Source organism: Nesterenkonia muleiensis (genome assembly GCF_003600155.1).
Taxonomy (GTDB): Bacteria; Actinomycetota; Actinomycetes; order Actinomycetales; family Micrococcaceae; genus Nesterenkonia; species Nesterenkonia muleiensis.
Map to the genome: position 1 here is coordinate 160,343 of NZ_QWLD01000003.1, position 16,962 is coordinate 177,304.

The following is a 16,962-nucleotide window of genomic DNA, read 5'->3' on the forward strand; positions in this document are numbered from 1 at the left end:
AGAGGGATCGCATGATTGATGCACGCGGCCAGGTCAGGGCCTACTCCGGACAGGGACACTTTCTCGGCAATCTGGTTGCCTTCCTTTTTGTGCTCGGCCTGCTTCTCGGGTCTATGGTCGCCCTGGTCTCCTGGGACCTGGACGCTGTCTGGCTGCCCGGGCTGATCTTCATCGTTCTCTATACCGCAGCATTCCTGGTGGCCAAGGAGATCATCGGCCGCTCCGACTCGCTGGAGCAGCAGGATCTGCACGGCGAGCACGGTGAGCCTCTTGACGCCATGGCTTCCCGCGCGGCTGAGTCTCAGGCCCCGGCCGGCGAGCCCAAGCCTGCCGGGCGCTACTGAGCGCTCACCCCTGCATTCGCACAGTCTGTTTCCCATATTCATGGCGATTGCGGCCCGTTGTGCCAAATAGGCTGTGCATCTCGTATCTATGCTGAGCTGTGACGATCCTCTGCCCGCTAAGCCCTGGCGTGTGCTGATCGCCGGGGTCACCGGTGTGGGAAAGTCCACTCTCGGCAATCGGCTCGGTGAGCTGTGGGACACTCCCTACATCCAGATGGATGCCCTGCACTGGGCACCGGACTGGATCACGCGTGCTGAGTTTACTGCGACGTCGCAGCCTTTGCCGCCCAAGACGCCTGGATCACCGAGTGGCAGTACTGGGGCAAGGACATGAAGCATGTGGTCGGTGACCGGGCAGACACCCTGATCTGGCGGCTCAACTTCCCGCGGCCGCTGGCTCTGCAGTGTCTGCTGCGCCGCACCTTACGACGCCCGATCACTCAGGAGCGCGTCTGCAATGGCAACATCGAGCCCAGCTCTGGACGGTTCTCACCGACAAGGACCACATCATTCGGTGGGAGATGAAGACCCACAGCAAGTGGCCGGACCGGATGCCGAAGATCCTTGAGGAGTTCTCGCAGCTGACCGTGGTCAAGCTGCGCTCTCCCCGCCAGGTCTACCGCGGGTTGGCCGGCCCGGCCTCGCGGCTTGCTTAGCGCAGTACCCGCACCGAGGCACCGCCGGCGGCGTTCCAGCGAAACAGGACCAGATGCCACAGGCCAGGGGCCTTTCGTGAGGGATCTATCAGCCCTTCTGCGCCAAGCTGCTCGATGCGGCGGCGAACCGTCCACGAGGGCGACTGCTCTCCTCTGGTGACGAGGTCCTGCCACGGCGCGGTGGCGTCGTCGAGCTCTATGCCTGCCATCGCACGGGCCCGGCTGTCCCGCAGGTCGACGATGCGCTCTGCCCGCACTCTGAGCTCTAGCACCTCCAGATCCGGAGTGCGCGCGCTGCGGTGAGCGATCATAGCCGCCTCGACGCCTTCGGCCGAAGAGCTCAGATACAGCGTGGGCTGATCAGCCGAGGAGTACCGCCCCGGACTCCGGGAACCGGTCAGTGCAGAGTCTCGGTAGCGAGGGTCCACTGCACGGAAGAACGTTCCCGCAACACGTACAAAAGGGCTTTCTGCCTCGATCACCTCAGGCATCGCGCTCATCACCCCTGTGCGAACAGAGCCTCGTAGACTCCGCTGAGCCACTGCAGAAGCGCGCCGTCGGTGAGGTCCTCCCCGCCGATGGGCTTGGTGGTCGGTTTGGCCAGCAGAACCTGCTGCATGGAGGCCTTGTGCTGGCCGGAGTACATCCGCTCCATACGCAGCTGGCGCGATTCCGGCAGCTCAGCCACCGGGGCGAACCGGATGAACTTGCCCTGTACGCCCACGTCGGTGATGCCCACCGCGCGCACCCGGTTGCGGAAGCGTGCGACCTCCACCAGGTTCTGCGCCGGGGCAGGAAGCTCGCCGTAGCGGTCGGCCCATTCGGTGACCACCTCATCGACCTTCTCACCGGTGTCTGCCGCGGCCAGCTTCCGGTAGCCCTCCAGCCGCAGCGGCTCTGAGGGGACATAGTCGGCAGGCAGATGGGCGTTGATCGGTAGTTCGATCTTGACCTCTTCGGGGTGGATGTCCTCCTCCCCGCGATAGTCCGCCACTGCTTCGCCGACCATGCGCAGGTAGAGGTCGAAGCCCACACCTTCGATGTGCCCGGACTGCTCGCCGCCGAGCAGGTTTCCGGCCCCACGCAGCTGCAGGTCCTTTTTGGCCAGCTGGAATCCAGCACCGAGCTCATTATGCGCGGCCACCGCTTTGAGCCGCTCCAGAGCGTCCTCGCCCAATGGCTTCTCCGCAGGGTAGAGGAAGTAGGCATAGGCCCGCTCCCGGGACCGGCCCACCCGGCCGCGCAGCTGATGCAGCTGGCTCAGCCCGAAGGCGCTGGCCTTGTCCACGATCAGGGTGTTCGCATTCGAGATGTCCAGCCCGGTTTCGATGATGGTGGTGGAGACCAGCACGTCGAACCGGCGCTCCCAAAAGTCCTGAACGATCTGCTCCAGCTGTGACTCGCCCATCTGGCCGTGTGCCACCTCTACCCGGGCCTCGGGGACCAGCTCACGGATCCGGGCGGCGACCCGGTCGATGTCGGCGACCCGGTTGTGCACGTAGAAGACCTGTCCTTCACGCATCAGCTCCCGGCGGATGGCCGCGGAGACCTGCTTATCGGTGTAGGGGCCCACATAGGTGAGCACAGGGTGCCGCTCCTCCGGGGGCGTGATCAGCTCGGAGGTCTCGCGGATCCCGGCCAGGGACATCTCCAGGGTGCGCGGAATCGGGGTGGCGGTCATGGCCAGCACATCCACATTGGTGCGCAGCTTCTTCAGCTGCTCCTTGTGCTCGACCCCGAAGCGCTGCTCCTCATCGATGATCACCAGGCCGAGATCCTTGAACTGGACCTGGCTGCCCAGCAGCCGGTGGGTGCCGATGACGATGTCGACCGTTCCCTCCTTCAGCCCGCTCATCACCTCCTTGGACTCCTTGCCGCCCTGGAACCGGGAGAGTGCCCGGACCCGGACCGGGAAGCCGGCGTAGCGTTCGGTGAAGGTCTCATAGTGCTGGGACACCAGCAGGGTGGTGGGCACCAGAACCGCGACCTGTTTGCCCTCCTGCACGGCTTTGAAAGCCGCCCGGATGGCGATCTCGGTCTTGCCGAAGCCCACGTCTCCGGAGATCAGCCGGTCCATGGGGACCTCGGCCTCCATATCGCGTTTGACCTCATCCATCGCGGAGAGCTGGTCCGGGGTCTCCACATAGGGGAAGGCATCCTCCAGCTCTGACTGCCAGGGGGTGTCGGACTGGTAGGCATGGCCCCGGGAGGCCATGCGGGCAGCATAGAGGCGGATGAGCTCAGCGGCGATCTCCTTGACCGCCTTCCGGGCCTTGCGCTTGGTGGCCGCCCAGTCGGAGCCGCCCATCTTGGAGAGCTTCGGCTCATCACCGCCGACGTACTGGCTGACCTGGTCCAGCTGGTCGGTGGGGACCATGAGCTTGTCCTTGGGCGCGCCCCGCTTGGAGGAGGCGTATTCGAGGACCATGTATTCGCGCATGCCTGCGGTGCCGGCCCGGATCGATTGGGGGGAGCCCACCGGGCGCTGGATCAGCTCGACGAACTGACCGATGCCGTGCTGCTCGTGGACCACAAAATCGCCCTGGGACAGCGAGAGCGGGTCCACCGGGTTCTTCTTCCGGCGGGTTGCGCGCTTCTTTCCGGCACGGCTGTCCTGGCGGATGGACCGGCCAAGCATCTCGGCTTCGGTGATCAGCGCCAGCTGCAGGGCATCGACGGCGAAGCCCTCGGCAACGTTGGCGGTGCTGACGGTGATCTGGCCCGGTGCCGGGGCGTCGTCAAGCGTTTCTGCCTGTTGGTGGGGCACTGAGTGCTCGGCCAGCAGCTCGGCGATGCGCTGAGCGGACCCGGAGCCTCCGGTGGTGACCACCACCGACCACTGGTCCTTGGCACGGCCGGCGAGGAACTCCATCATCTGTTCCACCGACCCGCGGTAGCCGATGGGCGGGCGCGACTCCAGAGAGACGATGTCAGCATCTTGGGCCGGGGATTCGGCATCGGTCTCGGCGTCGATTCCCAGGGAGGTGATCGACCACCACCCGCAACCGTGCTCCAGGGATGCCTCTCGGGTCTCAGCCAACGTGGCGAAGGACCCGCTGGCCAGTGAGTCCCGCTCCTGGGCAGTGACATCGATAGGGGCGGAGGCGCCATCGGAGCTGGCCTGCCAGGCCGCAGCCAGGAACTCTTCGTTGGTGGCGGCCAGGTCGTGGGCGCGGGTGCGCACCTTCTCCGGCTCTACCACCACGGTCAAGGATCCTTCAGGCATCTCGGTGACCAGCGGCACCATAGTTGAGGCCAGCACCGGGATCAGCGATTCCATCCCTTCGACGGCCTGGTGCTGGCTGATCTTCTCCAGCATGTCCACCGCGTGCGGCATGGTGCTCATCAGGTCCTTTGCCCGGGCGGCGATCTCATCGGTGATCAGCAGCTCCCGGCAGGGCACCGCATAGAGTGCGGTCGGCGCATCCTCAGCGTCGATGGACAACTGGTCGGCCACGGAGAAGTGTCGCAGCTGCTCGACCTCGTCGCCGAAGAACTCCACGCGCACCGGGTGGGTCTCATGGGGCGGGAACACATCCAGGATTCCGCCCCGGACAGCGAACTCCCCGCGCCGGGTGACCATGTCCACCCTGCTGTAGGCGGCAGCGGAGAGTCGGGCGACGGCGTCGTCGAAATCGTAGAACTCCCCTGCGCTCAGGGTGACCGGTTCCAGATCCCCGAGCCCGGCAACGATTGGCTGAATCACCGCCCGGATCGGGGCGATGACCACATCGAGCCGGCCTGCTTGCTCCGGGTGCGCCAACTGCCGCAGGATACCCAGACGCCGGCCTACGGTGTCCGAGCGCGGAGAGAGCCGTTCATGCGGCAAGGTCTCCCAGGAGGGGAAGTGCGCCACCTGGGCCTCCGGGGCGAATGCGCTCAGCGCGGAGTGGAGCTCATCGGCCTCGCGGTCGGTGGCAGTGATCGCCAGGGTCACGGCGTCGCGGTGGTTGCCCCGCAGGTTCTGGGCGACTTCTGCGATCAGTGCCGGCCTCAGCCCGGAGGTCGCGGCGATCTGCAGCTCATCAGTGCGCTCGGACACTGCCTGGTTGGCCGCCGAGCCGACCCGTGAGTATGACGATGACGCCGCCAGCGCGGTTCGCAGACCCTTCAAAGACACACAGAACACCTCATACACGCAGGATTAGGGAAGAAAACAGGCCACCCCTACATTACCGGGAAGCTCTGGAGACTGGGGCTGTATGCTCGGATGTTGTGATCTCTCCCACTGGAAGGCCCTGGCTGGATGAGCTTGCGGCCGCCACAGACCAGTTCAGAGCTGCCGTCGCCTCCGCAGAGCACGACGACGCCCTCAGCACCAAGATTGTGGCCTGTCCTGGCTGGGATCTCCGGGATGTGGCGATTCATCTGGGTCAGACGCATCTATGGGCCACCGGCATTCTGGGTGGTGCTGACCCCAGGCAGCGGTCCCAGGGGGAACCGGACCAGGGCGAGGGCCTCTCAGAATGGTACGCCGCTCAGGCTGAGACCCTGCGCAAAGCGCTGGCCGAGGCCGGACCGGACGCACCGTGCTGGACGTTGGTCAAGGAACAGCGGACAGCACTGTTCTGGCAGCGCCGACAGGTGCACGAGACAATCGTCCACCTCTGGGACGCAGGCAGTGCGCTGGGGCAGTCCACCGGGATCGATCCAGCGCTGGCCCTCGACGGTGTGGCAGAGGTCGCTGAGGTCATGTATCCGCGAATGCTGCGCGCCGGACGGATCCAGCCGCTGCCGAAGAACCTGGTCCTCACAGCCACTGACCTCGACGCAGAGCCGGTGTGCATCGGAGAGGCAAGCGAGACCATTGAAGTCCGCGCCCGGGCCGATGAGCTGCTCCTGCTGATCTGGCACCGGACCCCGTGGGATCCCAGCTACGGGGACCCGGAGGCAGCCGCGCTGATCAGTCAGTCCCTGGTCCCCTGATCCCGATGCTCTGCTGAACTCTGGAGCTGCCCATGAACATCCTCGGCCACCTCGACGCCGCCAGCACCTCCTACTCGGTGCATAGGGCAACGGTCGATGACGTGGCAGACATCGTGGCGCTGCTTGCCGATGACCCGCTGGGGGCCACACGGGAGACGGCGACCCCGGAGCAGTACCGCGAAGCATTCCACCGGGTCGAGGCGGACGCGCAGCAGCACCTGCTGGTGATCCGCGACGCGGCCGGTCAGATCGTCGGCACCGCTCAGCTGACCTTTATCCCGTATCTGGTGCGCGGCGGCACTATTCGTGTACAGGTTGAGGCGGTACGCCTGGCATCACAGGTTAGGGGCAGCGGCCTGGGCACCGCATTCTTCGAGTGGATCCATCAGTTCGCCCGCAATCAGGGAGCGCAGCTGGTTCAGCTCACCTCGGATAAGAGCCGAGAGGCTGCTCAGCGCTTCTATGAGCAGCTGGGCTACGCGCCGAGCCACATAGGATTCAAGCGCAGCCTGTAAGAACGGGGTCATAGGTCCTGATGCTGCCGTTCATAGGCTTCGCCCCATGCGTTCATCACCTGCACAAGCGGCGCAAGGCTCAACCCAAGCGAGGTCAACGAGTACTCGACCTTCGGCGGAACCTCCGGGTAGACGACCCTGGTCACGATTCCGTCCTCCTCCAGCTCCCGCAGCTGACGTGTCAGAGTCTTCCTGTTCACCAGCGGGATCAGACGTCCGAGTTCGCCGAAGCGCAGTGTTCCCTCCAGGAGATTCTTGATGATCGTCAGCTTCCAGGCGCCGCCCACCACTGAGACCCCGACCTCGACAGGGCACACCTCCATGGCCCTGCGGACTGGCGTGCGCATACCTCTTACTCCTCTTTCTTATTCCCTATGGTGACAAAAATGTCCGTACTTCACTTCCTACCACTATGGGTTGAGGATAATCCCATGGATAAGCAAACGATTCTCTGGGTAAGTGCACACCCCGAACCTGAGTCGCTGAATGGAAGTCTGCGGCGGGACGGCCTCGCCCATCTCACCTCAGCCGGCCACACCGTTCTGGAATCCGATCTCTACGCTATGGAGTGGAATCCGGTAGTCTCCCAAGAGGATGCGGGCATTGCCGAAGGCGAGCGCTTTCGTGTGACCGAAGATGTCCGGCAGGCGTACCTGGACAATACGTTGCCCGATGATGTGAGAGCCGAACAGGCCAAGCTGCTCAGCGCCGATGCTCTGGTGATTCAGTTCCCACTGTGGTGGTACGGCATGCCCGCGATCCTCAAGGGCTGGTTCGACCGCCTGTTCATCAGCGGCTTCGCCTTCGGCAAGGACCCAGAAACCGGACAGCGGCTGCGTTTCGAGCAGGGGCCGTTCCGGGGCAAGCGGGCGCTGGCGGCTCTGACGCTGGGGGACCGTCCAGCGTCGATCGGTCCGCGGGGCAAGAGCGGGGAGATCACCGAGCTTCTCTTCGGCCTGCTGCATGGGACGTTCACCTACACCGGGATGAGCGCGCTGAGGCCCTGGGCGCTGCCGAGCGCAGATTTCACCGAAGACTACGACGCCGTTCTCTCCAGTCTCACCGGACGGCTTGACTCGCTCTTCACCGAGACCCCCATTCCCTACCGGCCGCAGTTCACCGGTCAGTACACAGATCAATGGGAGCTGGTCCCGGAACTCGCCCCAGGAGAATCCGGCCTCTCGATTCATCTGGAGAGCTGAAGCACCACTGGCTGTGGTTGATCCTGAAAAGTGCGTTGCCTCCAACCCCGCCAGGGCGCCGGCGCTTCTGCCTGGTCGAATGCCGAGGGACGGCGCCGTAGAATTCTGCTGATGAGTAGACCAATTCCTGCTGCCGACCTCGCTGCTGAGCTTGGTGCCAGGATCCCTGTGATAGCCGCGCCCATGGCTGGCGGGCCGAGCACTCCTGAGCTGGTGCTCGCCGCAGCATCTGCCGGAGGGATCGGATTCCTGGCCGGGGGGTACAAGACCGCCGAGCAGCTGGTTGAGCAGATCGCGCACGTCCGGGCGGAGACCAACCGCTTCGGTGTGAATCTCTTCGTGCCGAATCCGGTGCCGGTGGACCCGTCCGAGTACCAGAGCTACCGCAGTGCCCTGCAGTCCTGGGCGGAGCAGTATGGTGTCGAGCTCCCCGAAGGTCCCAGAGAGGACGACGACGCCTGGCATGACAAGCTCCAGCTCCTGGTGGAGAACCCGGCACCAGTGGTCAGCTTCACCTTCGGACTTGCCGATCAGAAGGCAATCACCTCCCTCCAGCACGTGGGATCAACGGTGCTGCAGACCGTCACCAACGCTGAGGAGGCACAGCAGGCGGAGGCTGCCGGAGTGGATGGGCTGATCGTGCAGTCCAGTCAGGCGGGCGGGCATTCGGGCACCTGGACCCCACAGCTGCCGCTGAAAGACACGACGACGCTCCCACTGGTACGGCAGATCAGGGCAGCGACACCACTGCCGTTTTGGGCTGCTGGGGGGATCGCCACCGCAGCCATCGTGCAGGATGTGCTTTCCGCCGGTGCTGAGGCCGCTGTGGTCGGGACCGTGCTGCTGAGGTCGCAGGAGAGCGGAGCGAGTGCGACTCATCAAAGTGCCCTGGCGTCGTCGTCGTTCTCTGAAACCCTGATGACCACAGCGTTCTCCGGCCGCCCGGCCCGCGCGCTTCGCAATGCGTTCACCGAGGAGTTCACCGCATCGGCACCACTGGGGTTCCCGGCCCTGCACTATCTCACCGGCCCGCTGCGCAAAGCCTCAGCTGCCGGTGGAGATCCCCACGCGGTGAATCTCTGGGCCGGCACCGGCTATCCCGAAGCGACGGCGGAACCTGCCGCCGCCATCCTGCGGCGTCTTGCCGGAGAGTGATGTCAGAACGTGAACCAGCCGTCCGCATCTGTTCCCCAGGGTGAGGTGGAAGTACCTGAGCGTGTGCTCGAACGTGCCGCCGGGGACTCGATCAAACCGATCTGGCGCAATGAACTTGGCGGTATGACCTTCAGGCTCGCCGGAGCACACGGCACCAGGTACCTGAAGTGGCAGGACTACACCGGACTGGGCGCTGACCGACACGCAGAGGTGGACCTGGGCACGGAGGCGGAGAAGCTGGCTTGGGCCAACCGGTTCGTGACCGTCCCACAGGTGCTGGACAGTGGAGTAGACGGACAGGAGGCCTGGCTGCTCACTGCTGGAATCGATGCGTCGGCGGCATATCACCCGCGCTGGCGCGCTGAACCGGAGACTGCGGTGCGTGCGATCGCCTCAGGTCTGCGGCACCTGCATGATTCACTCCCAGTGGCGAACTGCCCGTTCACTGTGCCCTGGGCACATCCAGAGCAGGCGCCGGCGCCGGAGCGGCTGGTGGTCTGCCACGGTGACCCCTGCGTGCCCAACACCCTGCTCGATGATGAGGGCAATTTTGCGGCACATGTCGACCTCGGTGCGCTGGGAGTCGCTGACCGTTGGGCTGATCTGGCGATCGCCACCTACAGCATCAGCTGGGAAGTCAATTTCGGCCGCAACTACGATGACCTGTTCTTCTCCGTCTACGGGGTGGAGCCTGACCAGGACCGCATCGCCTTCTACCGGAACCTCTGGGATGACGGCTGAGGTCTGCCCACGGTCATAGCAGCGCCAGGAAGTCGCGGAGCCAGCGATCCACCTCGTGCATAGTCGCCGAGTCCACCACTCCGGTCTCACCGACGAACCGGTCACGCGTCACCGTCCGCGGCTGTTCGGTCATCGCGAAGGTCGGTTGCCGCAGGTCGAGCTGCGGACCGCGTAAGAGCACATGATTCGGCCACCCACGATCGTTGGTTGTCGCGGGCAGCACAATTGCCAAGGTATCGGCCTGCTCCAGGTACAGGTCGCTCGCAACCACCAGCACAGGTCTGCGCCCAGCCTGCTCGCGTCCTCGTACAGGATCAAGCTCCGCCCAGGCCACCGAGCCTCGGCGAAGCTCACTCACCGTTTCGGCCGTCGCGGAGCGTCACATCCCACGAGCGGAACTCGTCCCAGTAGCTTGCATCAGCGCCCTGGAACGCTCGTCCGAAGTCCTCCATGCGCCGCCTCCGCTCATAGGCGTCAAGCAGACCTTCAATGAGCCCAGCCGCGGTCACGCCACGCTCCCTCGCATCACGATTGATGCGGTCTCTCAATTCCTCGGGCACCTTGATCGTCGTCGCCATAAAATAAGTATACCGATAGGTATTCCAAGATGATCTACGCACCTCGATATATCCTGGCCTGTCCATCACTGCAGTCGACGTAGTCCAGCAGGCGTGGCCCGGAATCCTAGGGGTGGGGGGTCCTATCTCAGGCGAAGTCGCCACCCATCAAATAGTTGATGATCCGGCGGACTTCCCCGACGTCATAGCCTGTCCTCTCAATCTTGATGACACGCTCCAGGGAGACACTCAGAGGCTGCTCGCACATCGCCTGTGAGTTCGAACCAATGGGAACCCTCGTGGGCCATTCACGTCTCGCGGTAGTCAGGGGAACGGTGATCGCCATCTTCCTTGACGGCGGACTCGTAGTCCTCAGCGCTCACCTCAGCCATACGCCTCCAAAACTCTTTTTCCTCGGCTTCCTGGAGAAGCTGATCAAGATAGGCATGCTGAGACATCCGCTGCTGCTGAGCGAGCCGGCTGACCTGGTCGCGCAGTTCCTTGGACACTTTGATGCTCGTGAGAGCCATACCACTATGGTATAACCCTCAAGGTTTATGAAGGTTGTGGTCGATCGCCCAGACACTCCCGAAACACTATGCGGTGCTCTCCAGAGAGCTACATCGACGCGAACTTCCTTCGCCCCAACCACTACGATTTTCTTGAGAGGTGATCACCATGACTGAACAACCCACCCGAAGCGATATCGACGACTTCATCGACAGTATCGATCCTGCGAAAATGCGTGACGCCAAGAATCCGCGTGAGATCGCAGCCGCCCGCAAAGCTGTCGAAGAATCTCAGGCACACCTCCAGCGGGCCGTCGAGCATGCTCGCGAAGCAGGAGACTCATGGACAGCCATCGGCATGGCACTGCGCACCTCCAAGCAGAACGCTTACCGCAAGTTCAGCCAGAATGGCTGACCGGGCTCCCATACTCACAGAATTTGGGAAGGTGTTACTTTATGAGCGGCCGAGCTGTTATGAGCCAACCAAGCGTCGTGATGGATGTCAGGGACCTCACTGCGAGCGCCGCTTTTTGGGGCCGACTTCTCGGAGTCGAGCCTGGCAAACCTCGCAGCAATGGCGACTATCTCACGGTCGGCCCATTAGCCTCTGGGGTCGCCTTGGTTCTGCAGCGAGTGGATGATCCGCGCCAGGTGAAGAACCGCGTGCACCTCGATTTCACGGTGGACGATATCGAGTCAGCCGTGCAGTTGATCCTCGAACTCGGCGGGAGCCGACTCGAGAAACAGTTCACGGTAAGCGGCGAGACAATGGCAGACCCCGACGGCAACGAATTCTGCATCGCCGCCTACACCCGAGACGCTCAAGGCGAGCGGGTAGAGCCAACGTCAGGTCCATAGCCTCAGCCCAAAGCCTCGCCTGCCATGTCCACAGCCACCGGGGAGAAGCCGCGCCGGTTCCAGAACTCCTTGGAGAGCACATTGGACTCCACGTAGAAGAGGAAGGCATAGGGCACATCCCGGTCGGCGAACACACGCAGTGCTTCGCTGAGCAGGGCTGACCCGGCACCGCGCCCACGCCAGGACTCTGTGACTGACGTGAGCCCGATGAATCCGCGGCGGCGCGGCATGAACATTCCGATGGCCGAGTCCCGCGGCTGCTCATTGATGCGCAGAAACAGGCAGCCCACCAACTGTCCAGTGTCCGGGTCCTCCGCGACCAGACAGCGGGGGTGCACGACATCGTCGAACCCGCCGCTGACGTACCGGCGTGTGGGCTCCACTGCCTGATTCCGGCGGTGCGGAGCAGTCGTATGAAGGGCGTGGTACTCGTACTCCTCCATACACAGGGCGATCAGCTGCTCCTCATCCTCCGGCACTGCAGGACGGACAGTCACGGCATAGTCGGACTCCGGGATCTCTGCGGGAACCCGGCGCCCGGCCATGAGCTTCTCCGGCTGCAGCCCGTGGCTGCGCCAGAAGGAGCCCATGATCCAGTCGTGCGGACGCACCGAGACCATGAGCCGGCTGATGGAGTGCGCCGCGGCGTCGTCCCTGATCCGCTGCAGCAGTGCATCGAGATGCTCGATGGCTGCCTCATCCCGCGCTGCAGCATGGCCCAGGCCGATCTGGGCGAAGCGTTCGGGCAGGAAGCTGTATCCGGGATGGTCCTCATCGGTAATCACCAGAGAGGCCCCGAGCAGGGCAACCGCCGAGCCGCCCTCGTCCAGAGCAAGCCATCCACTGGCCATCTCCGTCTGCTCCGCATAGGGCTTGAGCAGCTTCTGCGCCGCTGTTGCGGGGTCAACCGGAGAGGTGTCGGCGACCAGCGGGGTACCGTGCTGGTCGGCGATCGACTCCGTAACAAGCTGCAGGGCGGCGTCGGGCGCCTGGTGGATAGGGAGAACAGTCACCATCTAGTCACGTTAGCATCCTGGCGACGTGACGATTCGGCTGCTGCGTCACATCATCCCAGCTGAGCCGATCGTCTCAACTTGCCGACACCGTGATCACTGGGTGCTGCCCAGATGCTCCTGGATCCGCTGGACCTTCTCGGTGAGCTGATTGGTGTGCCCGGGTCGGATATCGGCCTTGACCGAGAGACTCACCCGGGAGCTGGTGGTAAGGACCGACTCGGTGGCGCGCTTAATCACGCCGAAGACCTCATCCCATTCACCTTCGACGATGGTGAACATCGAGTTCAGCTCATACGGCAGACCAGAGTCTCTGACGACCTTGACCGCCTCGGCCACAGCAGCGGCAACCGAACCGTCGTCGTCCTCACGAGCGGTGGTCGGGGCAACGGAAAATGCGACTAACATGATGTGCTCCTTTCCCAGCGTTTCCGCTGATTCACCCAGGCTACGTGCCACAGCGTCCGCTTTGAACCCCTGGTGCGCTTCGGCTGGGGTACATACGCTGGAGCAATGACTACCCTGCCATTCTTCGACGACAGCGGGATCAGCCGGGTGCTGTGCATCGTGGCGCATCCCGACGATATGGAGTACGGCGGTTCAGCCGCTGTGGCCCGCTGGACCGCCATGGGCATCGAGGTCTCCTACCTGCTGCTGACCGCCGGTGAGGCCGGTATGCGCAGCCGAGACCCCGAGGAGGTCGGCCCGCTGCGCACCCAGGAGCAGCGTCAGGCGTGCCGCGAGGTCGGGGTCGAGGACCTCCTGGTACTGGACTTCCCCGACGGCGCGCTCGAGCCCACCCTGGAGACCCGCAAGCAGATCGCACGGCGGATCCGACAGTTCCGGCCCGACGCCGTGGTCACCCAGCCCTGGGACCTCGAGGTGGAGTGGGGGCTGAACCACGCTGACCACCGTGCGGCCGGGATCGCCACTGTCGACGCGATCCGTGACGCGGACAACCCCTGGGTCTTCCGCGAGTTGCGCGAGGACGAAGGGCTCGAGGCGTGGGGAACCCAGTGGCTGCTGGTGGCCGGGGCCGGGCCCACACATCTGATCGATGTCTCCGGTGCACCGGTGGAACACGCCGTGCGCTCCCTCCAGGCGCACAAGGCCTATCTGAAGGAATTGGGCGACCACATGGACCCCCAGGATGTGGTCGAGTCCATCACTGGTGAAGCCGCCCAGCTCGCAAAGGCAGGATCAGCCACCCACGCCCTGGGTGTGAGGGTCTACCAGATGTGAGGGGTCTCTGCTGTGGGCAGAAAGGGGTCCTCAAGCACTCCGATGCCTGGGTAATGTGTGAGCCATGGATGAGCTCGCACAGCATAGGCAAGCACGCAGGCAACATCAGTCCGCCCAGCCACTGTGGCGGGAGGTGCTGGGCGCCCGGCTGCGCAGGCTGCGGAAGCTACGTGGGCTCACACTGACTGACCTTGCCGCTGCGGCTGGAGTCTCCCCGCAGTACCTCTCTGAGGTGGAGCGCGGACGGAAGGAACCGTCCTCGGAGATGATCGCGGCGATCTCAGGAGCTTTGGGACTCACCTTGGTGCAACTGACCTCTCATGTGGCCGATGAACTGCAGCGGACCTCGTTCACCTCGCAGCTCTCCTCGACTCAGTCCCTGTATTCACCGGCCTCGCACAGCTTCAGCGGCTCGCCTCAGCTCTCCCTGGTGGCCTGAGGCCGTCCGCCCAGAAGCTCTGGTCTGCTCCGCAGCACCTCGTCGGCCAGGCCGTACGCTACTGCCGCCTCAGCAGTGAACACCCGGTCGCGGGAGGTGTCTGCGCGCAGTGTCTCCGGGCTCTGGCCGGTGTGCTCGGCAAGCACCTGCTCGATCTCCCCACGCACCCGCACCAGCTCATCGGCGTGCAGGATCAGGTCCGGGATCGGCGCCCTGCCGGCGTTCATGGCCGGCTGGTGCAGCACGATTCTGGTGTGCGGCAGCACTGAGCGGCTGCCTGGGGAACCCCCGGCCAACAGCACCGCCCCGGCCGCGAAGGCCTGCCCCACACAGGTGGTGGCCACCGGTGCCTTGATGTACTGCATGGTGTCGTAGATGGCCATCATCGCCGATGGATCGCCGCCTTCGCAGTTGATGTAGAGGTTCACCGGACTCTCCACCGAGGCAGCCTCCAGGTGCAGCAGCTGGGCGATCACCGTATTGGCCACTCCGGAGTCGATCGCGGTGCCTAAGTAGATGATCCGCTCGGCCAACAGCTGGGAGTAGACGTCCATCACGCGCTCGCCGCGGGAGTCACGGGTAATGACATTGGGAATGGTGTAGCTGCTCATCGCGACTCTCCTTGACTGGTCGAATCGGTGTGCTCCACTGCGGCGGTCAGACCCACCGGGTGCCTGCTCGGTGTAGGTGAGATCTCCGCGAAGCTGGAGACGATGTGATCGATGAAACCGTACTCCTTAGCCTGTCCGGCGGTGTACCACCGGTCGCGCAGCGAGTCATCGAAGATCCGCTCGATCGGCTGGCCGGTGTCTGAGGCGATGATGCCCAGGACTGTATCGCGCATATCGCGCAGCTCCTCGGCAGCCAGTTCGACGTCGGCCGCGGTGCCGCCGATGCCGGAGGAGCCCTGGTGCAGCAGCACCTTGGCATGCGGCAGGGCAAATCGCCGGCCGGGAGTTCCCCCGGAGAGCAGAAACTGCCCGGCGCTGGCGGCCATGCCCAGCGCCAGGGTGGAGACCTGGTTGGGGATGGTGCGCATGATGTCGCGGATCGCCAGCATCGCCGGGACCGAGCCACCGGGCGAGTTGATCCACAGCCATATCCCCCGGCCCGAGTCATCGGCGGCCATGGTCAGCAGCCTGGTCATCAGCCAGGCGCCGTTGTCATCCTCCAAGGCGGAGTCCAGCACCAGCACCCGCCGGTGTGCCAGCTCCTCCCGCATCTGACCGGTCACGTACCGGCCCGGGCTTTCTTCACTCATACGGTGTTCTTCACTCATGGACACCACCCTCACCCGGGCGGTTCAGCAGCAGCGTCTTTCTCTGCCCCCAGCGGCACTGCTCTGAGGTGATCCGCCCTGGGCAGATCGGCGCTGGGCTCACCGGCATCAGCGCCGAGTTCGTCTCATCCGTACCGCCCTAATGCGCGCAGTTCTGCTCTTCTGTGCTGAGCAGGAGGCTGAATCGACGAACCCTAGCCTGCGGTGGGGTCGTTGATGACCGCCATGAACAGCGGCCAGTTGGTCTCCTGGTGCACGATCCGCAGTGTGTAGGGCCGGTCCACGGTCATCTTCACGGTCTCCGGCGGGTCGACCGGCGCGGAGGTCACTCCCGCGATCTCGGTCACCGCAGCAGCCACAGTCCCCTGCTCATCGACGGTGAGCACCGCTTGATGCGCAACCTGGCTGATCTCTACCGCTGAGCCGATCACTGAGAAGTCGTTGCCGGCGATCACCTCCGCATACCCCATCTGCTCCAGCAGCGGCACCAGCTCCTGGCTGGTCTCCAGGTCCAGGGTCGGCAGGGCGAGCTCGACGGGGATGCGGTCACCACCGGCGAGGGCATCGTCGACCGCAGCCCAATCTTCAGCTGTGAAGTCCTCCGGTGCTGATCCGGCGGCGGGCAGCACCACGTCCATGGCAAATCCGTCAGTGTAGGGCAGCCGGATGACCTGGGCCTCGTCGTGCTCGGTGTAGGCCGTCTCCAGAGTCCGCTGCATCATCTCTGCCTGCACGCTGCCGCCGTCTGCAGTGGTGAAGTCGCGGTCCGAGGTGCTGGAGGGATCGAACTGGGTCTGCCACTGCGCAGCCATGAGGATCGCATTCTGCAGCACGAAGACCAGTGCGGCGTCGGGAGCCTGCACGGCGGATTGTTCGATCAGTCCACCGGTATGCTCCTGCACCCAGGCATCCAGCAGGTTCTTCGAGTCCTGGCTGCCGAAGTCGGTGGTCACCACACCGGCGTCGAAGTGCGCGGCCAGCGCGTCCAGGAAATCCTCCTCCGGAGTGGCCGACTCGTTGAGCACCAGCTGGTTGGCCAGGTGCAGCACGGGGGTATCTGGCAATTCGTCTTCCTGGACCACGGCAGGGTCGCCGTCGTATTCCAGCGCTGCGGCCCGCAGCGCATTAAACGCCGTACTGCGCTCGGCACCTTCAGCGCCCAGGAGTTCCTCCAGTTCTTCGGCCGCCGGTCCGCTGGCCCCTTCGGCGAGCATGGCCAAGGCCACGGTGATCGAGGCCGGGGACAGCACCAGGTTCTCCCCCTGGGCAAGCTCAGCCAGGGACTCTGCGCCGAACTCGGTCGAGGCCGCCACCACCTGGGCGATCGCATCGGCTTCGGCCAGGGAGGCAGGTTCGTATTCGACGTCCGAACGGAGGTCACCGTCTTGCTCGCCGCCGCAGGCTACCGAGCCGAGAAGAACGACGGCGCCCAGTGCTGAGTTCCGGAGCCACAGGTTAGGTTCCATGCCCCGATGATATGTGCAGACGCTGAGCAACAGTAGGATGACAGGACAGCCAGACCCAAT

22 protein-coding genes are annotated in these 16,962 nt (G+C 64.4%); 11 read left to right on the forward strand and 11 right to left on the reverse strand.

The window, feature by feature from the left end:
- The first annotated feature begins 11 nt into the window (after positions 1-11).
- Both DVO78_RS00990 and DVO78_RS18110 read left to right on the forward strand, forming a co-directional pair.
- The gene (locus DVO78_RS00990; RefSeq protein ID WP_120002944.1) at positions 12-344 is read left to right on the forward strand and encodes a hypothetical protein; all 333 of its coding nucleotides are present in this window, start codon (positions 12-14) and stop codon (positions 342-344) included.
- A 521-nt stretch (positions 345-865) separates the two neighbouring features.
- Positions 866-1,000 carry a hypothetical protein gene (locus DVO78_RS18110; RefSeq protein ID WP_274380723.1) on the forward strand — a complete coding sequence of 45 codons (135 nt, stop codon included), beginning with the start codon at positions 866-868 and terminating at the stop codon, positions 998-1,000.
- Here DVO78_RS18110 and DVO78_RS01000 read toward each other — a convergent pair.
- Both DVO78_RS01000 and mfd read right to left on the reverse strand, forming a co-directional pair.
- Entirely contained in the window at positions 997-1,491 is a 495-nt protein-coding gene (locus DVO78_RS01000) for an RES family NAD+ phosphorylase (RefSeq protein ID WP_120002945.1), read from the reverse strand. The genes DVO78_RS18110 and DVO78_RS01000 overlap by 4 nt on opposite strands.
- 8 nt (positions 1,492-1,499) lie before the next feature.
- Positions 1,500-5,120, reverse strand: a complete 3,621-nt coding sequence (gene mfd, locus DVO78_RS01005) for a transcription-repair coupling factor (RefSeq protein ID WP_120003151.1) — start codon at positions 5,118-5,120, stop codon at positions 1,500-1,502.
- Positions 5,121-5,215: 95 nt separating this feature from the next.
- Here mfd and DVO78_RS01010 point away from each other — a divergent pair, with 95 nt between their 5' ends.
- On the forward strand, positions 5,216-5,926 hold the full coding sequence (locus DVO78_RS01010) for a maleylpyruvate isomerase family mycothiol-dependent enzyme (RefSeq protein WP_157983790.1): 711 nt from the start codon (positions 5,216-5,218) through the stop codon (positions 5,924-5,926).
- Positions 5,927-5,958: 32 nt separating this feature from the next.
- Positions 5,959-6,441: a GNAT family N-acetyltransferase gene (locus tag DVO78_RS01015; protein ID WP_120002946.1), complete on the forward strand. Its 483-nt coding sequence runs from the start codon at positions 5,959-5,961 to the stop codon at positions 6,439-6,441.
- Positions 6,442-6,449: 8 nt separating this feature from the next.
- On the opposite strand, the gene DVO78_RS01020 is transcribed toward DVO78_RS01015, so the two are convergent.
- A complete protein-coding gene (locus DVO78_RS01020) occupies positions 6,450-6,788 on the reverse strand; it encodes a winged helix-turn-helix transcriptional regulator (protein ID WP_202912044.1) in 339 nt (112 codons plus the stop codon).
- A gap of 84 nt (positions 6,789-6,872) precedes the next feature.
- On the opposite strand from DVO78_RS01020, the gene DVO78_RS01025 reads away from it, so the two are divergent.
- From DVO78_RS01025 to DVO78_RS01035, 3 genes are all read left to right on the forward strand, one after another.
- On the forward strand, positions 6,873-7,643 hold the full coding sequence (locus tag DVO78_RS01025) for an NAD(P)H-dependent oxidoreductase (protein WP_202912045.1): 771 nt from the start codon (positions 6,873-6,875) through the stop codon (positions 7,641-7,643).
- A 111-nt stretch (positions 7,644-7,754) separates the two neighbouring features.
- On the forward strand, positions 7,755-8,798 hold the full coding sequence (locus tag DVO78_RS01030; RefSeq protein WP_120002948.1) for a nitronate monooxygenase: 1,044 nt from the start codon (positions 7,755-7,757) through the stop codon (positions 8,796-8,798).
- 9 nt (positions 8,799-8,807) lie between these two features.
- Positions 8,808-9,539 (forward strand): aminoglycoside 3'-phosphotransferase, encoded by a 732-nt coding sequence (locus tag DVO78_RS01035; protein WP_120002949.1) that lies wholly within the window; start codon positions 8,808-8,810, stop codon positions 9,537-9,539.
- 13 nt (positions 9,540-9,552) lie between these two features.
- Here the strand turns inward: DVO78_RS01035 and DVO78_RS01040 are convergent, their stop codons facing one another.
- The 3 genes from DVO78_RS01040 to DVO78_RS01050 all read right to left on the reverse strand — a co-directional run bounded on the left by DVO78_RS01040 (position 9,553) and on the right by DVO78_RS01050 (position 10,626).
- Entirely contained in the window at positions 9,553-9,897 is a 345-nt protein-coding gene (locus DVO78_RS01040) for a type II toxin-antitoxin system PemK/MazF family toxin (protein ID WP_238385069.1), read from the reverse strand.
- Positions 9,890-10,117 (reverse strand): ribbon-helix-helix domain-containing protein, encoded by a 228-nt coding sequence (locus tag DVO78_RS01045; RefSeq protein WP_120002950.1) that lies wholly within the window; start codon positions 10,115-10,117, stop codon positions 9,890-9,892. Before DVO78_RS01045 ends, DVO78_RS01040 begins: the two co-directional genes overlap by 8 nt.
- Before the next feature lie 287 nt (positions 10,118-10,404).
- Positions 10,405-10,626, reverse strand: coding sequence for a hypothetical protein (locus DVO78_RS01050; RefSeq protein WP_120002951.1), 222 nt, complete (start codon positions 10,624-10,626; stop codon positions 10,405-10,407).
- A 148-nt stretch (positions 10,627-10,774) separates the two neighbouring features.
- Here DVO78_RS01050 and DVO78_RS01055 point away from each other — a divergent pair, with 148 nt between their 5' ends.
- Both DVO78_RS01055 and DVO78_RS01060 read left to right on the forward strand, forming a co-directional pair.
- Complete coding sequence (locus tag DVO78_RS01055; RefSeq protein WP_120003155.1) at positions 10,775-11,020, forward strand: hypothetical protein; 246 nt, start codon at positions 10,775-10,777, stop codon at positions 11,018-11,020.
- A gap of 41 nt (positions 11,021-11,061) precedes the next feature.
- Positions 11,062-11,463, forward strand: a complete 402-nt coding sequence (locus DVO78_RS01060; protein ID WP_157983791.1) for a VOC family protein — start codon at positions 11,062-11,064, stop codon at positions 11,461-11,463.
- A gap of 2 nt (positions 11,464-11,465) precedes the next feature.
- On the opposite strand, the gene DVO78_RS01065 is transcribed toward DVO78_RS01060, so the two are convergent.
- Both DVO78_RS01065 and DVO78_RS01070 read right to left on the reverse strand, forming a co-directional pair.
- Complete coding sequence (locus tag DVO78_RS01065) at positions 11,466-12,479, reverse strand: GNAT family N-acetyltransferase (protein WP_120002953.1); 1,014 nt, start codon at positions 12,477-12,479, stop codon at positions 11,466-11,468.
- A 93-nt stretch (positions 12,480-12,572) separates the two neighbouring features.
- Positions 12,573-12,884 (reverse strand): MTH1187 family thiamine-binding protein, encoded by a 312-nt coding sequence (locus DVO78_RS01070; protein ID WP_120002954.1) that lies wholly within the window; start codon positions 12,882-12,884, stop codon positions 12,573-12,575.
- Positions 12,885-12,989: 105 nt separating this feature from the next.
- Between DVO78_RS01070 and DVO78_RS01075 the strand changes: the two genes are divergently transcribed.
- A complete protein-coding gene (locus DVO78_RS01075; protein ID WP_120002955.1) occupies positions 12,990-13,718 on the forward strand; it encodes a PIG-L deacetylase family protein in 729 nt (242 codons plus the stop codon).
- 64 nt (positions 13,719-13,782) lie between these two features.
- Positions 13,783-14,157 carry a helix-turn-helix domain-containing protein gene (locus tag DVO78_RS01080; RefSeq protein ID WP_120002956.1) on the forward strand — a complete coding sequence of 125 codons (375 nt, stop codon included), beginning with the start codon at positions 13,783-13,785 and terminating at the stop codon, positions 14,155-14,157.
- Here the strand turns inward: DVO78_RS01080 and DVO78_RS01085 are convergent.
- The 3 genes from DVO78_RS01085 to DVO78_RS01095 all read right to left on the reverse strand — a co-directional run bounded on the left by DVO78_RS01085 (position 14,136) and on the right by DVO78_RS01095 (position 16,902).
- Entirely contained in the window at positions 14,136-14,768 is a 633-nt protein-coding gene (locus DVO78_RS01085; RefSeq protein WP_120002957.1) for a ClpP family protease, read from the reverse strand. The two genes, DVO78_RS01080 and DVO78_RS01085, sit on opposite strands and share 22 nt — an antisense overlap.
- Positions 14,765-15,418 (reverse strand): ClpP family protease, encoded by a 654-nt coding sequence (locus DVO78_RS01090; protein WP_120002958.1) that lies wholly within the window; start codon positions 15,416-15,418, stop codon positions 14,765-14,767. The genes DVO78_RS01085 and DVO78_RS01090 overlap by 4 nt, the downstream gene beginning before the upstream one ends.
- 212 nt (positions 15,419-15,630) lie before the next feature.
- Positions 15,631-16,902, reverse strand: a complete 1,272-nt coding sequence (locus DVO78_RS01095) for a serpin family protein (protein WP_157983792.1) — start codon at positions 16,900-16,902, stop codon at positions 15,631-15,633.
- Positions 16,903-16,962 lie beyond the last annotated feature (60 nt).

Excerpts from the sequence above, each read along its gene's own strand:
- DVO78_RS00990 (WP_120002944.1), top strand. The coding sequence starts at position 12 with ATGATTGATGCACGCGGCCAGGTCAGGGCCTACTCCGGACAGGGACAC.
- DVO78_RS18110 (WP_274380723.1), top strand. The coding sequence starts at position 866 with ATGAAGACCCACAGCAAGTGGCCGGACCGGATGCCGAAGATCCTTGAG.
- DVO78_RS01000 (WP_120002945.1), bottom strand. The coding sequence starts at position 1,491 with ATGCCTGAGGTGATCGAGGCAGAAAGCCCTTTTGTACGTGTTGCGGGA.
- DVO78_RS01015 (WP_120002946.1), top strand. The coding sequence starts at position 5,959 with ATGAACATCCTCGGCCACCTCGACGCCGCCAGCACCTCCTACTCGGTG.
- DVO78_RS01020 (WP_202912044.1), bottom strand. The coding sequence starts at position 6,788 with ATGCGCACGCCAGTCCGCAGGGCCATGGAGGTGTGCCCTGTCGAGGTC.
- DVO78_RS01025 (WP_202912045.1), top strand. The coding sequence starts at position 6,873 with ATGGATAAGCAAACGATTCTCTGGGTAAGTGCACACCCCGAACCTGAG.
- DVO78_RS01030 (WP_120002948.1), top strand. The coding sequence starts at position 7,755 with ATGAGTAGACCAATTCCTGCTGCCGACCTCGCTGCTGAGCTTGGTGCC.
- DVO78_RS01045 (WP_120002950.1), bottom strand. The coding sequence starts at position 10,117 with ATGGCGACGACGATCAAGGTGCCCGAGGAATTGAGAGACCGCATCAAT.
- DVO78_RS01050 (WP_120002951.1), bottom strand. The coding sequence starts at position 10,626 with ATGGCTCTCACGAGCATCAAAGTGTCCAAGGAACTGCGCGACCAGGTC.
- DVO78_RS01055 (WP_120003155.1), top strand. The coding sequence starts at position 10,775 with ATGACTGAACAACCCACCCGAAGCGATATCGACGACTTCATCGACAGT.
- DVO78_RS01060 (WP_157983791.1), top strand. The coding sequence starts at position 11,062 with ATGAGCGGCCGAGCTGTTATGAGCCAACCAAGCGTCGTGATGGATGTC.
- DVO78_RS01065 (WP_120002953.1), bottom strand. The coding sequence starts at position 12,479 with ATGGTGACTGTTCTCCCTATCCACCAGGCGCCCGACGCCGCCCTGCAG.
- DVO78_RS01070 (WP_120002954.1), bottom strand. The coding sequence starts at position 12,884 with ATGTTAGTCGCATTTTCCGTTGCCCCGACCACCGCTCGTGAGGACGAC.
- DVO78_RS01075 (WP_120002955.1), top strand. The coding sequence starts at position 12,990 with ATGACTACCCTGCCATTCTTCGACGACAGCGGGATCAGCCGGGTGCTG.
- DVO78_RS01080 (WP_120002956.1), top strand. The coding sequence starts at position 13,783 with ATGGATGAGCTCGCACAGCATAGGCAAGCACGCAGGCAACATCAGTCC.
- DVO78_RS01085 (WP_120002957.1), bottom strand. The coding sequence starts at position 14,768 with ATGAGCAGCTACACCATTCCCAATGTCATTACCCGTGACTCCCGCGGC.
- DVO78_RS01090 (WP_120002958.1), bottom strand. The coding sequence starts at position 15,418 with ATGAGTGAAGAAAGCCCGGGCCGGTACGTGACCGGTCAGATGCGGGAG.
- DVO78_RS01095 (WP_157983792.1), bottom strand. The coding sequence starts at position 16,902 with ATGGAACCTAACCTGTGGCTCCGGAACTCAGCACTGGGCGCCGTCGTT.